Source organism: Dyadobacter beijingensis DSM 21582, assembly GCF_000382205.1.
In the GTDB taxonomy this organism is placed as follows: domain Bacteria; phylum Bacteroidota; class Bacteroidia; order Cytophagales; family Spirosomataceae; genus Dyadobacter; species Dyadobacter beijingensis.
Genome location: NZ_KB907786.1, coordinates 1189532 through 1204863, shown reverse-complemented (window position 1 = coordinate 1204863; position 15332 = coordinate 1189532). Strand labels below are relative to the sequence as shown.

The 15332-nt window shown below is 54.7% G+C and carries 11 protein-coding genes; 2 read left to right on the top strand and 9 right to left on the bottom strand.

Annotation, left to right across the window (positions count from 1 at the left end):
* Position 1: 1 nt before the first annotated feature.
* A complete protein-coding gene (locus H144_RS0105080; protein WP_019940959.1) occupies positions 2–2128 on the top strand; it encodes a cation:proton antiporter in 2127 nt (708 codons plus the stop codon).
* 2 nt (positions 2129–2130) lie between these two features.
* Here H144_RS0105080 and H144_RS0105075 read toward each other — a convergent pair whose 3' ends face one another.
* The 5 genes from H144_RS0105075 to H144_RS0105055 all read right to left on the bottom strand — a co-directional run bounded on the left by H144_RS0105075 (position 2131) and on the right by H144_RS0105055 (position 10116).
* On the bottom strand, positions 2131–3780 hold the full coding sequence (locus H144_RS0105075) for a glycoside hydrolase family 32 protein (protein WP_019940958.1): 1650 nt from the start codon (positions 3778–3780) through the stop codon (positions 2131–2133).
* 86 nt (positions 3781–3866) lie between these two features.
* On the bottom strand, positions 3867–5324 hold the full coding sequence (locus H144_RS0105070; protein ID WP_019940957.1) for a DUF1501 domain-containing protein: 1458 nt from the start codon (positions 5322–5324) through the stop codon (positions 3867–3869).
* A 21-nt stretch (positions 5325–5345) separates the two neighbouring features.
* Positions 5346–8609, bottom strand: coding sequence for a DUF1553 domain-containing protein (locus H144_RS0105065; RefSeq protein WP_019940956.1), 3264 nt, complete (start codon positions 8607–8609; stop codon positions 5346–5348).
* 128 nt (positions 8610–8737) lie between these two features.
* Positions 8738–9532 (bottom strand): T9SS type A sorting domain-containing protein, encoded by a 795-nt coding sequence (locus tag H144_RS33155; protein ID WP_157504443.1) that lies wholly within the window; start codon positions 9530–9532, stop codon positions 8738–8740.
* Between the two features lie 11 nt (positions 9533–9543).
* A complete protein-coding gene (locus H144_RS0105055) occupies positions 9544–10116 on the bottom strand; it encodes a type VI secretion system tube protein Hcp (RefSeq protein ID WP_019940954.1) in 573 nt (190 codons plus the stop codon).
* Between the two features lie 217 nt (positions 10117–10333).
* Here H144_RS0105055 and H144_RS0105050 point away from each other — a divergent pair, with 217 nt between their 5' ends.
* A complete protein-coding gene (locus H144_RS0105050; protein ID WP_019940953.1) occupies positions 10334–10963 on the top strand; it encodes a LuxR C-terminal-related transcriptional regulator in 630 nt (209 codons plus the stop codon).
* Positions 10964–10966: 3 nt separating this feature from the next.
* Here H144_RS0105050 and H144_RS0105045 read toward each other — a convergent pair whose 3' ends face one another.
* The 4 genes from H144_RS0105045 to H144_RS0105030 form a co-directional block, all read right to left on the bottom strand.
* On the bottom strand, positions 10967–12319 hold the full coding sequence (locus H144_RS0105045; RefSeq protein ID WP_019940952.1) for a hypothetical protein: 1353 nt from the start codon (positions 12317–12319) through the stop codon (positions 10967–10969).
* A gap of 52 nt (positions 12320–12371) precedes the next feature.
* Positions 12372–13496: a histidine kinase gene (locus H144_RS0105040; RefSeq protein ID WP_019940951.1), complete on the bottom strand. Its 1125-nt coding sequence runs from the start codon at positions 13494–13496 to the stop codon at positions 12372–12374.
* 104 nt (positions 13497–13600) lie between these two features.
* Entirely contained in the window at positions 13601–14686 is a 1086-nt protein-coding gene (locus tag H144_RS0105035) for a porin (protein ID WP_019940950.1), read from the bottom strand.
* A 55-nt stretch (positions 14687–14741) separates the two neighbouring features.
* Positions 14742–15302, bottom strand: a complete 561-nt coding sequence (locus H144_RS0105030) for a K(+)-transporting ATPase subunit C (RefSeq protein WP_019940949.1) — start codon at positions 15300–15302, stop codon at positions 14742–14744.
* Positions 15303–15332: the final 30 nt, after the last annotated feature.

Genomic DNA, 15332 nt, shown 5'->3' with positions numbered 1-15332 from the left:
CATGCATTTACTGAACATTCATATCAGTACCCTGCCTATCGAAGACCCGGTACTGAAATTCCTCATCGAACTGATCATCATCCTCGGCGCGCCCCTGCTGCTCAACAAAATCAAGGTGCCGCATTTGCTCGGGCTGCTCATCGCCGGGGCGATCGTGGGGCCCAACGGCCTGAACCTCCTGGCCCGCGACAGCAGCGTGGTAGTGACCGGCACCACAGGCCTGCTCTACATCATGTTCCTGGCCGGTCTGGAAATCGATATGGGCGATTTCAAAAAGAACAAGTGGAAAAGCATTGGTTTTACGGCCTATACCTTTGCCATTCCGTTCATTCTCGGGCTCATAGGCGGCTATTACGTGCTGCATTTCTCCATGCTCACCAGCGTGCTTTTTGCCAGCCTTTTTTCCTCGCACACGCTCATCGCGTACCCGCTCGTGAGCAAGCTGGGCATTGCCAAAAACCTCTCGGTGAACATTACCGTGGGCGGCACCATGCTTACCGACGTTCTCTCGCTGCTCGTGCTCGCCGTGGTGGTGGGCATGACGCAAGGCGAGGTCGACAGTGCTTTTTGGATCCGGCTCATCGTGTCGGTGCTGGCATTCAGCCTCGTGGTGCTGTTTATATTTCCGATTATTGGAAGGTGGTTTTTCAAACGGGTGGGCGATAAAATATCGCAGTACATTTTTGTGCTCGTAATGATTTACCTGGCTGCGGTTTTGGCCGAGCTCGCGGGGATCGAAGCCATTATCGGCGCATTCTTTGCCGGCCTGGCACTCAACAGGCTCATCCCGCATTCATCGTCGCTCATGAACCGCGTCGAATTTGTGGGTAATGCCATTTTCATTCCCTTTTTCCTGATCAGCGTGGGCATGCTCATCGACTTCAAGGTGATTGTCAAAAGCTGGGAAACGGTGGGCGTAGCGGCGGTAATGCTCGTGGCCTCGATCGGCGGCAAGTACCTGGCGGCGGTTTTTACCCAAAAAACATTTAAGCTTACCAAAGACGAAGGTACGCTCATTTTCGGGCTCAGCTCGGCCTCGGCGGCGGCTACGCTGGCGGCGGTGATGGTGGGGTATAACATTGTCATTTCCGAAACAGCGGCGGGCGAGCCGGTGCGGCTTTTGAGCGAACACGTGCTGAATGGCAGCATTTTGCTTATTCTCATTTCCTGTACCATTTCTTCTTTCGTATCGATGTCCAGCGGGGAAAAGATCGCCGAGGCCGACCGCGAAGACACGGCTTCGGGCATTAACCCTGAAAGCGAAAGCATATTGATCGCCGTCAATTACGAAGAAACGGTTGAAAAACTGGTAAACCTGAGCCTGCTCATCAAGGCCGGTCATAACGAGAACCGGCTGTTCGCGCTGAATGTCGTGAATGACGACAAGAACGAATCGTCGGTGAAAAATGCAGAGAAAACGCTGCGCATCGCGCTCGATACGGCTGCGGCGGCAGATGTAGCCATCCGGCAGGTCACCCGTTACGACCAGGACGTGGCCAGCGGCATCAGCAACGTGATCAAAGAGCAGCGCATTACCGACCTCCTGATCGGATTGCAGGAAGAAAAAGGTTTCACGCCTTCGTTTGTGTACAACCTGTACAATGGTTATTTGCAAAACGACAATGTGAACACGCTGATTTACCATGCGGCGCAGCCTATTTCCACCGTCAAACGCTATGTAGTGCTCATTCCCGCCCGGGCCGACCGCGAGCCGGGTTTCTTCCACGCATTGCTCCGCGTATGGAACATCGCCAAAAATTCCGGTTCCGAAATGCATTTTTACGGCAACGACTCCATGACCCGCATTCTCCGACGCGTACTGGCAAAATCGAGCATCGAGGCCACCTTACACACGATCGGCAACTGGCGGGAGGGTGAAGAAGCGGCTATGCAGCTCACCGCCGACGAAGGCCTGATCATCTTCATGGCCAAACGCGGGATGGCTTCCTACTTCCCCCAAATGGGCGCGATCCCTGACTTCCTGAACCGGCATTCACAGGAAAACAACTTCCTGCTCATATACCCGTTCTCACAGCAGGACGACGACCAGACCGAACGCAGGTCCGTGAGCAACCACGACGACTTCATTGAAATCGGAAAGATCATCGGGAAGATTTTCCCGGGCTAATGCTATTTCCAGGCGGATTTTGCTGTAAAAATTTCCAGGCTTTTCACATCGATGCGGTTGCCCCAGAACAGCAGCCCGTCTTTTGAATCCGCATTGGGCTTTCGCTGGAATGAATACGAATAAGCGCCGTTGTCAATGAAAACCTCCACCGAAGTGCGGTCGACGTAAATGTCGGCGGTTACTTCCATGCTCGTCATATCCTCGGGCGAATAGAACACGCCGTTGACGAGATTGGAATTCATATCGTAATCCAGAATGCGCTGGCCGAGCAGCGACAAGCCCGCGCTCGTGGCGTGCGAGAGTTTGATAGTCGTTTTGATGCGGAACTGGTCGAGCGAAGGCAGGGATTTCAGTTTCGCATTGGCGTCGTCGGCGGATAGTGCCGTCCATTTACCGGAGGTGGTAAACAGCGGCTCCGTTTCCTTCACGGGCTGGCTCACAAGCCGCACGCCGTTTTTGGTCGTGCGCAGCCGCAGCTCGGCGGGCAGGAGCATCATGCCGTTGAAAGGCATGCCCGGATGGCTCACCCTTCCCCAGCCGATCTGAATGCGGCGCGGGTCGGATTCCGGCATATTGGCGAAAGTTTGCGCCGCGTAAATGCTGCCCGTCGTATAGTAATGCTTGCCCGATTCGGGTTTAAAAGTCTTTCCGTCAAACGTCCCGATCATATAGCTGGCCGACGCGCCGTACATTACCCATTTCGTTTTGCTTTTGTCGCCGTCCACCGGCAGTTCAAACAGGTCGGGGCATTCCCAGAAGCCCGTCAGATGGCTCTGGAATTGCCATTCTTTCAGGTTTTGGGAGGTGTAAATCGAATGGCCGTCGCGCTCGTTGAGCACCATCACCCAATGCTTGCCGGGTTTGTACCAGAACACGCGCGGGTCGCGGGTATCCTTGCTGTTCCATTTGGCTTTGGAATCGATGAGCGGGTTCTTGTCGTACTTCGTCCAGGTACGACCCTTATCAAGGCTGTAAGCCATGCATTGCACCTGTTTTTCAGGGTTATCCACGGTAAAAAAGGCGATCATCGCCGGTGTATTACCCTTGTTGAAACCCGCTGTATTATCATAGTCGATGATCGTCGAGCCGGAGAACATCGTTCCCATTTTGTCGGGCGATAACGCCGTCGGCAGCTCTTCCCAATGCACCATATCCTTGCTCACGGCATGGCCCCACGACATATTTTCCCACTCGCGCTCGTAGGGGTTATGCTGGTAAAAAAGGTGGTATTCGCCTTCGTAGAAAATCATCCCATTCGGATCGTTGATCCAGCCGCGGCGGGTGGTAAAATGGTATTGCGGCCGGTTGCGCTCGCGGTACATCGAGTCCTCACCGGCAATGCGGTCGTCCTGGTAAATTTTCGTCAGGCCGTCCGTCTTTCCGTCGAAGTTAATATCGATTGTCTGTCCCTGCCACGCGCTGACGTCGCAAAACACCCAATAGTCGGGCTTGCCGGATGCCAGCCTTATTTTGAACGACCGTTCCGGATTACCATTGACCTTGAACTGCATCGTACCGCGGTCATCGGACTGGGACACAGGCAGGTTCAGATAACGTTTTGAAATTTTAACGGAAGTATTTTGCGCAAATAGCAAATGGCTGCCCAGCACGGTCATCGTGGCCAGGGCGAGGGAGGTAGGCGTCGGTTTCATCGTTTCGGTAGGTAGTATGCCTTTTGAAGCATTCCCCGGCGTGGTTATACTGGAATTTGGTGGGGAATAATGGCCTGCGGCACCCCCTAGGCGATCAGTCCCTTAACCACCTTACCATGCACGTCGGTCAGCCGGTAGCGGCGCCCCTGGTGCTTGAATACCAGTTTTTCATGGTCGAGACCAAATAGGTGCAGCAAGGTTGCCTGGAAATCATGCACATGCACGCCATCCTTGACGACATTGTAGCTAAACTCGTCTGTTTCGCCGTACACCTGGCCGGTTTTAATGCCCCCGCCCGTCATCCACATCGAAAAGCAGCCGGGGTGATGGTCGCGGCCGTAATTATCCGCCGTGAGCTTGCCCTGCGAGAAGCTGGTACGGCCGAATTCCCCGCCCCAAACCACGAGCGTATCTTCCAGTAGCCCACGCTGTTGGAGGTCTTTCACCAAGGCCGCCGAGGCCTGGTCCACGTCACGGGCCTGTTTTGCGATGTTTTTAGGCAAATCGCCGTGCTGGTCCCAGCCCATGTGGTAGAGCTGGATAAATTTCACGTCGCGTTCGGCCATTCGTCTCGCCAAAAGACAGTTAGCGGCGAAGGTACCCGGCTTGCGGGCATCCTCGCCGTACATTTTGTAGATATAATCGGGCTCACCGGAGGTGTCTACGGCATCGGGCACGGAGGTTTGCATGCGGTAAGCCATTTCATACTGGCTAATCTTCGATTGTATTTCGGGATCGCCCCACAGGGTAAACTGGTGCTCGTTCAGCTCCCGGATGCGGTCGAGCGCGTGGCGGCGGTCTTCCTTGTGCACGCCGTAAGGATTTTGCAGGTACAGCACGGGATCTTTCCCCGCCTGGAGCTGCACGCCCTGGTGGTGGGATGCCAGGAAACCGTTCGCCCAGGCGGCGGTACTTAATGGCTGATCGCCGCTCACGCCTTTGGAAATCAGGACCATAAAATGCGGCAGGTTCTCATTGTCGGAGCCCAAACCGTAGCTCAGCCAGGAACCCATAGAAGGCCGTCCGCTTTGCTGGGAGCCGGTTTGCACGAACATCACCGCCGGCTCGTGGTTAATGGCCTCCGTATATACCGATTTTACAATGCACAGCTCGTCCACGATCGCCGCCGTGTAGGGCAGCAGCTCGCTCACCCAGGCACCCGACTGCCCGTATTGTTTAAAATCATAAATCGATTTCACGAGCGGGAATGTGGATTGCCCCGCCACCATACCCGAATTACGCTGGGTACCTTTAATGGAATCGGGGATCTCCTGCCCGTGCCATTTGGCCAATGCGGGCTTGTAGTCGAAGGTTTCCAGCTGCGATGGCCCGCCGCTCTGGAACAGGTAGATAATGCGCTTGGCTTTGGGAGAAAAATGCGGCCCGCGCACCAACGGCGCGACCGCTGCCTCCGCATTGCCAGCCGCGCCCCGCCCGCCTGCCTGCATAATGCTCGACAGCGCGATGGAGCCGAAACCCAGACCGGCTTTGGTCAGAAAGTCGCGGCGGTTCAGTTGCGTCATTACCTTTTTCAGATCTTCCATAGCGGCTGGTTCAGCGTCACATTATTTGCGAGTATAACCTTCATCGGTATTCATAATGGCGTTGGAAACGGTGGCCAGCGCGGCGATTTCTTCCGGTTTCAGCGCCCTGTCCCATTGCCGCTCTCCTGTACGCAGATATTCGAGCGCCTGCGCCGGCTGGGCGCGGAAACGTTTGAGCTCCCCCGCATAAAAATCGCCGATTATCCGCTGCTCCCTGCGGTCGGGCCTGCGGCCGGTTACCAGCCTGAATACGAGGTTTGTCGGCTCGGTATCGTTATTTTTGCACGCATGCAAAACGCGTTCCGCCAATGTTCTGGCGGCTTCCACATATTGCGGGTCGTTGAGCATGACCAATGCCTGCAACGGCGTGCTCGTAGAACGGCGCTTCACGACGCATTCACCCCGTTCGGGGGCGTCGAAGATGAGCATCGAAGGCGGCGGCGAGGTCCTTTTCCAGATGGTGTAAAGGCTGCGGCGATACAGCCCCTCGCCCGGCTCCTGGTGGTATTTGTACCGCCACACCTTATCGCTCAGCTCGTCCCACAGGCCTGCGGGCTGGTAAGGGTACACGCTTTTGCCGCCTATTTTATGCACCAATAATCCACTGATGGAAAGCGAATTATCCCGGATCATTTCCGCTGTAAACCGGAAGCGCGCACCGCGGGCCAGCAGCTGGTTTACGGGGTCTTTTTCCAGTAACTCGGGTGTGATTTTGGATGTTTGCCGATAAGTTGCCGATAGCATGATCAGCTTGTGCAGCCTTTTGATATTCCAACCGGATTCCATGAAATCGACAGCCAGCCAGTCGAGCAGCTGCGGGTGCGTGGGCAGGTCACCCTGGTTGCCGAAATCGGCCGAGGAACGCACGATGCCGTTGCCGAAATGCATTTGCCAGATGCGGTTGACGAATACGCGGGCGGTCAGCGGATTGTCGCGGCTCGACAGCCATTGCGCGAGGCCGAGCCTGTTTTGCGGATATTTTCCTTCAAACGGCAGCACCGATTCCAGCGCACCGGGCGTCACGCGCCGGGCAGGCGCATTGTACGCGCCGCGCGTGAGCAGGAACGTCGGTCGCGGCTGGGGCAGGTCGCCCATGACCATGATTTCGGGAATGCGGTTAATGACTGTGTTCTGCGCTTCCATGCCGGCCTTCAGGCTGTCTCGCCACGCACGCAAGCGTGGGTTGTCGTGGGCATGGTAGAAGTCCCGCAGCATTTCTGTGTTCGCAGGGCTGTCCGGGGTTGTCAGCACCGCTTCGGCAGCGGCCTGGCTGTGGTTACGCAGCACTTCGAGGGCCGTCAGTTCCTGGTTGTAGATTTTCAGTTCATCGATCCCCCCCTCTTTAAACGGAATGAGCAAATTCCGCTGCCCGAGCATAAACCCCTGAAAACCATAGGTATGAATATCTTTTTCAAATAAAATCCCTTTGTACAGATTGTCATAATCGGTACTGCGCGGCGCTGGCTTGCCGTTGACATAAATCTTCGCGCCTGCTGCCTTGCTGGAACCATCGTACGTGACCGTTACCTGCGTCCATTGCTGCGCGGGCACGGCGGCGAGCGTGCTTACCTGGATGGCGTTCTGCGGATAGGAATGGGCGATGATGAATTGTAACTTATTGTCGGACAGGCGTAACGAATAGCCTTTGTAACCCAGCCGCAAATCTTCGCAATGGTAAAAAATGCCCGCGTCGGGGTACACCGTCTTCGGTTTGATCCAGAGCTCCACGGAAAATGGTTCGGTACGCTCGTGCCAGCCAATATTATGCCCAAGTTTGATCGAATTGTAATCGGACACGAAATACGCATTGCCTTTCATGCCGGGTTTCAAGGTGAGTTCTGTGCATTGGGCAGGTTGCGATTTGTCCAATGCATTGGGCGTGGTGCTTTTGCCGTCGGCGCTATTTGTGGATTTGTCAAACGGGTAATGGGCTACCAAACCGGCATTTGCCTGTTTTTCTAATGTTTTTCCCGTCAGCGTTCCGGCGTGGAGCCAGTTTCTAAAATCAGCTTCGGAATCCGCTTTTACCTGCGAAAGGCGGTTTGTGAAGCCGGTGATTTTTCGGTCGAAGAATTGCAAAAGCGCCTCACTTTCGCGGTCGGTGAGCAGCATCGCCGGGCCAGGCGTCTGGTCGGGGCCGTACACGGGGCTGCCGGTTTCGTTGGTACTATTGAAAAGCCCGAACATTTTGTAATACGCCTCCTGACTGATAGGGTCGTACTTGTGGTCGTGGCAGCGGGCGCATTGCACCGAAAGGCCCATAATCCCCTGCCCCACCGTTTGCACACGGTCGGCGTTGTATTCTACCCGGTATTCCTCGAAAACGATCCCGGCTTCCGAGCTCTTCTTGTGAAGGCGGTTGAATGCCGTCGCCAGAATGCTTTCCTTCGTTTTCGCCGGCAGCAGATCTCCCGCCAGCTGCATGGTAATGAAGCGGTTATAAGGAATATTGCGATTGAATGCACCGATTACCCAGTCGCGCCAGGGGGAGAAATCGCGGTGCTTGTCGTCGAGATAGCCGTCGCTGTCGGCATAGCGGGCCACGTCGAGCCATTCGCTCGCCATCCTTTCGCCGTAAGCGGGAGATTGCAGGAGGCGATCGAGGAGGCGGGCGTACGCGTCGGGAGATTTGTCGGCCACGAATGCGTCAATTTCGGCGAGCGTCGGCGGCAGGCCGGTGAGGTCGAAGCTGGCGCGGCGGATGAGGTCTTCGCGGCTGGCTTCCGGCGAAGGTTTCAGCTTTTCCTTTTCCAGCCTTTCGAGCACGAAACGGTCGATCGGCGTCCGGGCCCAGCCTGTGAGCTCCGGCCGGGGAAGTTCGGATTTTTCAGGTTTGATAAAAGACCAGTGCGGCTTGTACGCCGCGCCCTGCTCGATCCAGCGGGTGAGCACGGCTATTTCCCTGACCGACAGTGCCAGATTGGATGCCGGCGGCGGCATTTTCAGCTTCGGGTCCTGGCTCACGAGGCGGGTGTACATTTCGCTCCCGGCCAGGTCGCCCGGGACGATGGCGTGACGCCCTTCGGCATCTTTCAATGCCTTGTAAGCACCCTCTTCGGTATCGAGCCGCAGCCCGGCCTTCTGCTTTTTCGCGTCGGGGCCGTGGCAGGCAAAGCATTTGTCGGAAAGGATCGGTTTGACGTCGTAATTGAAGTCCACCTCTTCCGGGATGTCCTGCATCGCGAGCGCTACCTCCTTCGGTTTTTCCACCCCGCAGCCGAGCAGCCACAGCAGGCAGCTACCCACGGCAATTTTCCCGTACCTCAAAAAAGCCAGCTCCTTCATGCGCGACCTCGTGGATTGACGTATCTACCGAAAGGTCAAAACGATAGGGTTCTACTTTTTTGCAGCAGGTCAATGTGCAGCGAGGTAAGGCGGCGTCCGGACATGGTAAGGGCCGAACGCCGCTGCATTCAGGGAACGACCACGAACGAGGTAACCGCCTCGCGGTTCTTGCTGTTGATCTTAATACTGTATTTACCGGGCGGCAAATCTGGCAGAATGGCTTTCACGGCCTGTTCCTGCGAGGCCAGCAGGTAGTTATCGTTTTGGTAAACCGCCTTACCCTGCACGTCGTAAACCGCGATAGCGAGCTGTTCGGCATTGCGGAGGCCGGTCACCTTGAAAGTCAGGTCCTGGTAACGGCCGGGGTTCGGGAAGGCGGTGACGGTGAAAAACGCGTCGTTACCTTTGACGGCGATAATGGAGCTATATTCGAAAGTGCTGTCCGCATCCACCTGTTTCAGGCGGTAATAGGTATACACATCGAAGTCGTTCAGATCGCGGGCCTGGTAGCGCATGGTCGTGCGCGTGGAGCCTGCTCCTTTCACCTTCGCCACGGTTTCGAAGCCTTTGGCGGGATTGAGGGTGCGCTCGATGAGGAAATGGTCGTTGTTCACCTCCTCGCTCGTTTCCCAAAACAAATCTACCGTAGTGGCATCGACGCGCTGGCCGGTGAAGGTCACAAGCGTAACGGGCATGGGCCCTTGCCAGTCGCACAACGTTTTGTTGCAAGGATCCGCCGAGAGCGCATACTCGGTTACGAAGCGTTTCGTATAGTATCCCCCCTGCGTTTTGGCCAACAGCTCATCGGCCGTCTGCTGTGCCGGAGGAATGTAGGGCGTGATCTGTCCGCTGGCGGGCATGCCATATGCCAGGCACACGATACAGCACGCGACTAATCGAAGAAAATGCTGATATGATTTCACAGCTGGCAGTGTCAGAAACTTAAAGTGCCCTTCTCCACGTCGAACATAAAGGGCGGGTTCGCCTTCGGGACCCCCTTGGAATCCACGGAGTAGGTGGTAATGCGGATCGCTTTGAACACCAGCTTCACGCTTTCAGCCACTCCCGGACAATCGCTCGCGCACCCATGTACCGAGCTCGTGGAAACATCGGTAACAAAGGCATTCTTGAGTTCCACCTTGTACCTTACCAGGCTTCTCCCGGTTATGCGGTCCGCGACGGTGCTGACGATTTCTATGCTGGTGAAATGCTCGCCCAGGACGATCTTTTCCATAATCTTGGTCGACAGCAAATCGGCATTCTTGGTGATGATCAACGATTTGGGGATCGGCCTTCCTACACCGGGCCCGCCGCCCGGGCCAAAAACTGTTTCAGCTTCCAGGCCGTGTTGCAAACTTGTGATTTCAACATAATCGTCAAAATCCCTGTCATTGGAGCCGCCGTTGGTCAGGTTGTCGGCTTTGAGAAACATTTTTTGCGCGGAACCGGAGGACGCAGACAGGCAGAGGAGAATTAATCCCCACAGGAGCAGGTAGTGTTTTTTCATTATTAGACAAGGGGTTACGTGTTAGAACACAAATATATGATGCGGATCCAGTATTACACATGTATCCCCCTTACATGTCCATTAAATTTCTTTTCACCACCCGGTGGACATGAAATAATAGAAACATTTCTATCCAAAACAGACAAGGCTTTCTACCCCGTCATAAGCAACGACCGCCTAGCTTTGGCAAACGTAAATGTCCTGATCCTGTATCACCATGAAAATCCTCATTATCGACGACCAAACCCTGCTTCGCACGGGCATGCGGCTATTTCTCGGCAGCCTTTCCGACCATTACGAGCTGTTCGAAGCGGCCAATCTGGGCGCCGCTGTGGCCATCCTGGGCAAGGACCCTTGCATAGAACTCGTCATCAGCGAAATCAAGATCGACGGCTCCATTTCCCCCAACATCGTAGAAATGCTCAAAACGGCGCGGCCCGACGTATCGATCCTGTTCTATTCCGGGCTGGCCGAACGCCTGTATGCACTGCCGGTGCTCCGCGCCGGGGCCGATGGCTTTATCATGAAACACGCGAAAACCCGCGAACTGGCGAGGGCCATTTCCGTAGTCGCCTCGGGTGGGAAATACATGAGCGTGGAATTGCAGGCTTCTTTCCTGCCCAAAATCGACGCCGGGCAGCAAATGGAAGAAATCGAGTCGCTCGACAGGCTATCCGACCGCGAACGGACCATTATGGGACAGGTAGCCCAGGGCAAAAGCACGAAGGAAATTGCTTACTCCCTCAACCTGAAATGCAACACCGTGAGCACCTACAAAAAACGGATCTACAAAAAGATGAATGTCGCCGACAAGTTCGAATTACTGCACAAGGCAGTTATTTTCTGACCGTTACTGTACCGCAATGCGCGACCAATATGATTTGCTTTGCGTGCCGTCGGGGAATATCGCGGTGACGGTGTAAGAACCCGCGGGCAGGTCGGCGGGTATTTTGTATTTCCCGAAAACCAAATAGATCCCGGCAATTCCCCAATGAAATGATGCCAGGCCGGGCGTCAGGTCGACCGTACGAGCGGAAGATACCAAATGCAGTTTGGGAATATTGTTCAGATTGATATCCGATTCGCGGTAGGCATAAACAATGGGCGAGGGTTTGGCATAAAAATCATCGCCTTTTTTCAGAACGACGCGTTCGGTATTGCGCGTCGTAGATTGTTGCAATGCTCCTTTCCAGATCGTTTCGATGGATTTCGCCGGTGCATCTCCCAGATAAATATGACCGTTCCCGATCAGCTTGTCCTTTTCATAAAACGACAATAAATAGGATCCGTCTGCAAGCGTTGAAGGGATTTTTTCGAGTGCAATGTGGCTGGAATCTTTCACGACCATCGGCACCGAAACCGGCGCAACCATATTATCACTGGAAAAAGTAATGGTATATTTTTCTTCGGGTAAATAAAAGCCGCCATATACGTGCACACTATCAGTCCGCTTGTGCTGAAATTCATAAGAAGGATAAATAGCGGCATTAGGAACACCCCTTGTAAACCGGATGTTTTCAAAGACAACCGGCGGCTGGTCCACCAGCTTCACTTCGAGTGCAAACGGCCCGTCTGAAATAAATCTACTGGCAGAACTGAAAAGAAAAGTAGCGTTCAGGTCATAAAGAACGGCGTCGGCCGAAAATCCGGTTTTCCTGCTCAAAAACCTCACTCTTGCGCCTCCATCCATAGGGACGGACGGGAGCGTGCCTACCCGAGCTAGGAAGCGTATCGGCACTTGAATGCCATTTGAATTAATAGGTATTTCATTTTTCAAAAGCTCGATATCGGGCCTGCCTTTAAAATTGAAATACACCATGAAATGAAAACGATTTGTATTTTTTTCATCCATTAAACTAAAATCCATTGGGCTTTCTCCCCTGAAAGCATAGCGGATTACCGTGTCAGGCGAAGCTTTCCCACTACTGTCGGACAGGAATATTTTCGGCTGCATTCCCAATAGCACTTCCGCTTTCTCTGCCGTAAAATTATCCGGCATAGTCACCACATAACTATTGGACAGGGAATCGAATTTCACTTCGGTAGCGCCGGCCACTTTCAGCGATTTAATAAATTCACCCGCCTTGGTGAGCGACACCGGGCCCGGGTCGGGATTGGGGGCTATTTCAATTAAATCTTCTTTCTTTTTACAGCCGATCATTATGGTAATCAGCAGAATGATGCAGCAGATATTATTTTTCATAGCCATTGATGAATTTTAAAACCTATTCAATATAGGCATTTATTAAAACACATCACGACAAAATCACCAGATCAATATCCGAACTCGTCAGTTTTTTCAGCAGGTTATTAAAAAGATTCGTCGCCAGGATAACGCGGAGTAAGGTAATATGGGGCTTTCCGATACAAATGGTCGTTACCTGTTTTTGCTCCGCCGTTTCGATGATCGCGCGGGAAATGTTGGGGCTTGAAACGCGCACGACTTCGGCGCCCATTTCGGTCGCGAGCTTGAAATTGTTGATCAAATGCCGCTGCTTGTCGAGCGGAATGCGGTCGCGGCTCTCGCGCGGCGTCTGCACGTACAGGAGTATCCATTTGCTGTTGTAATAGCTCGCCAGCCGGGCGGTTTTACGGATCACGTGTTTGGCCGTGGTTTCGTTGGAGCTGATGCACGCCAGGAACCGCTCGCGGCGCTGGCCGCTCACCTTGGGCACCTCGGTATCGACTTTCCGCTCCACCTGGCTCGCCACTTCCTTCAATGCCAGCTCGCGGAGCTGCAAAATGTGGTCGGAGCGGAAGAAGTTCGTCAGGGCGGTCTGGATCTTGTCGGGACGGTATATTTTCCCTTCTTTCAAACGGGTAATGAGCTCGTCGGCGGTAAGGTCGATGTTCACGACCTCGTCGGCCGCCGCCAGAACGCTGTCGGGAATGCGCTCGCGCACCTCCACGCCCGTGATCTGCTTCACTTCCTCGTTCAGACTTTCGATGTGCTGGATATTGACGGCGCTGATCACGTTGATGCCCGAGTCGAGGATTTCCATCACGTCCTGCCAGCGTTTGCCGTTCTGGCTGCCTTCGATATTGGTATGGGCCAGCTCGTCGATCACGACGATCTCGGGCCGCAGACTGATCACCGCCTGGACATCGAGCTCTTCGAGTTCTTTCCCTTTGTAAAACAGTTTTCGGCGAGGGATAATCGGCAGTCCATCCAGCAAGTCGTGGGTTTCCTGCCGGTTGTGCGTTTCGATAAAGCCTATTTTCACGTCGATGCCGTTGCGGAGCAGCGTGTGCGCCTCTTGCAGCATCCGGTAGGTTTTTCCCACGCCGGCACTCATGCCGATGTAGATCTTGAACTTCCCGCGCCGGGATTTTTTGATGAGGTCGAGGAAATGTTGCGCCCCTGGGTTTGTCTCAGCCATGATGGTATTCGGTAACAGTGGAAAACGAAACAGCCTTTCGGGCGTTTGACCCGAAAGGAACTGGATTTTGGTTTGCTGCCGGCAGTGATGCTATTGATACTATACTAAAAAGATAATGCTAATGACGTCGTCACGAACGTGTTGCGCTTGTTCATGCTTTCGTCGCGTTCCCTGAAAATGGCGTCCTTGCTGCCCAGCGTGCGCGCTTCGAGGCGCCAGAGCACCTGGGGCAGAACGGCATAGTCGAAGTTGGCCGAGAACCCCCAGGTTTTGAAACCCCCGGGGGTACCCGTCGAAATGATAACGCCCTTTTTGTCCTGAAAATATTCCCCGCGCAGGGCCACATTCACCTTCGCAGCCGGCGAATAGCGGACGATCATCACGGGTACGAACCAGGTGTTTTTGGCGCTGCTCCCCTTCTCTTTCTGCTCGGCACCATAGTCGAAACCGGCCGTGATGCCCCATTTCGGACTGAGCTGGAATATCCCGTATACATTGTGGTAATACCGCATTTGGCGCACGCTGTCGGGCTTGTCGTTGCCGATGAACGTGCTGTAATTCAGCGTAACGGCGCCGGTCGGCTTCCAGGTAACCTGCGTCCCGAATGCCGGCGTGCTGTTGCCGTCGACGCGCTGGATGCGCTGCCAGCCGTTCAGGTACAATGCGGCCAGGTACAGTTTGCCGTCGCCCGTCGTGTAGTTCAGCTTGGCGCCGGATTCGAAATAGGGCGAGTTTTCGGCCACCAGACTGCGGGTGAGCGCCCAGTTATCCTTGCCGATGGCGCCTTCGAAGCCGATGTGCGAGGGCATAATGCCCGCGTCGAGCCACAATTCGGCCTTTTTGGACAGTTTAATGCCCGCATTAGCCTCGTAGATGTTGCGCAGCACACCGGGTTCGGCGGCGTAATTGGCGTTCATGTACGTACCCACGCCGAGCGCGAGGTTCGCTCGCACGCGGTCGCCTGCGTAAGCGCCCCGGATGAAACCCAGGTTCAGGTTCACCTCGCCCGTGCGGTTGAAGTTGTAGAGGAACGACGGCGCGGTGTTGTTTTGGGGCCGGTTGAAATCGTGGTTGTAATACGCTTCCACATACCCGCTGATGGTAAAGGACGAGGCCGTGCCGGTCGAGTCCTGGGCCCGGGCTACCTGGAAACAGGCGAGCGCCGAGGCTGCCAGAAGTATTTTTTTCATTGATTAAATTAAAATAGGCGAAAATAACAGGCTGCCGTCACTGCCAGCAGCAGCACTATTTGAGTTGGTCCAAAGCCAGGTTCAGTTTCAGCACATTGATGTGCGCCGGGCCGAAGAGTCCCAGCAAGGGACCTTCGGTATGTTTCGCGATGAGTTCTTTCACGGCTGTTTCCGAAATGCCGCGCACTTTGGCGATGCGGGCTGCCTGCACCCTGGCGCCTTGTTCGGAGATGTCGGGATCGAGGCCGCTCCCGCTGGCGGTGACGAGCTCAACAGGGACGTCGTTTTTTTGCACGCCGGGGTTGTGCAGCAGAAAAGTGTCCAGGCGGGTCTGTACCGATTGCAGGTAGTCGGGGTTAGACGGGCCTTTGTTGCTCCCCGCACTGCCGGCAGCATTGTAGTCCACGGCCGAAGGGCGCGAGTTGAAATACCGGTCTTCGGTAAACTGCTGGCCGACATTGGCATAATAGCGCTTTCCACCGACCGTGATCACCTCTCCTTTTCCATTGTTGGGCGCGAGCTGGGCAATGCCCCAGACCACCGCCGGATATACCACGCAAAAGAGCACCAGCGTGGCGATTGTGAGCCTGATAGCAGGCAATAGGTTCATTTTCATTGTATTAATATTTGATATTTTAAACTAAAA

Coding starts and splice junctions, on each gene's coding strand:
- H144_RS0105045 (WP_019940952.1), bottom strand. CDS start 12,319: ATGAAAAATAATATCTGCTGCATCATTCTGCTGATTACCATAATGATC.
- H144_RS0105050 (WP_019940953.1), top strand. CDS start 10,334: ATGAAAATCCTCATTATCGACGACCAAACCCTGCTTCGCACGGGCATG.
- H144_RS0105070 (WP_019940957.1), bottom strand. CDS start 5,324: ATGGAAGATCTGAAAAAGGTAATGACGCAACTGAACCGCCGCGACTTT.
- H144_RS0105035 (WP_019940950.1), bottom strand. CDS start 14,686: ATGAAAAAAATACTTCTGGCAGCCTCGGCGCTCGCCTGTTTCCAGGTA.
- H144_RS0105040 (WP_019940951.1), bottom strand. CDS start 13,496: ATGGCTGAGACAAACCCAGGGGCGCAACATTTCCTCGACCTCATCAAA.
- H144_RS0105080 (WP_019940959.1), top strand. CDS start 2: ATGCATTTACTGAACATTCATATCAGTACCCTGCCTATCGAAGACCCG.
- H144_RS0105030 (WP_019940949.1), bottom strand. CDS start 15,302: ATGAAAATGAACCTATTGCCTGCTATCAGGCTCACAATCGCCACGCTG.
- H144_RS0105055 (WP_019940954.1), bottom strand. CDS start 10,116: ATGAAAAAACACTACCTGCTCCTGTGGGGATTAATTCTCCTCTGCCTG.
- H144_RS0105065 (WP_019940956.1), bottom strand. CDS start 8,609: ATGAAGGAGCTGGCTTTTTTGAGGTACGGGAAAATTGCCGTGGGTAGC.
- H144_RS0105075 (WP_019940958.1), bottom strand. CDS start 3,780: ATGAAACCGACGCCTACCTCCCTCGCCCTGGCCACGATGACCGTGCTG.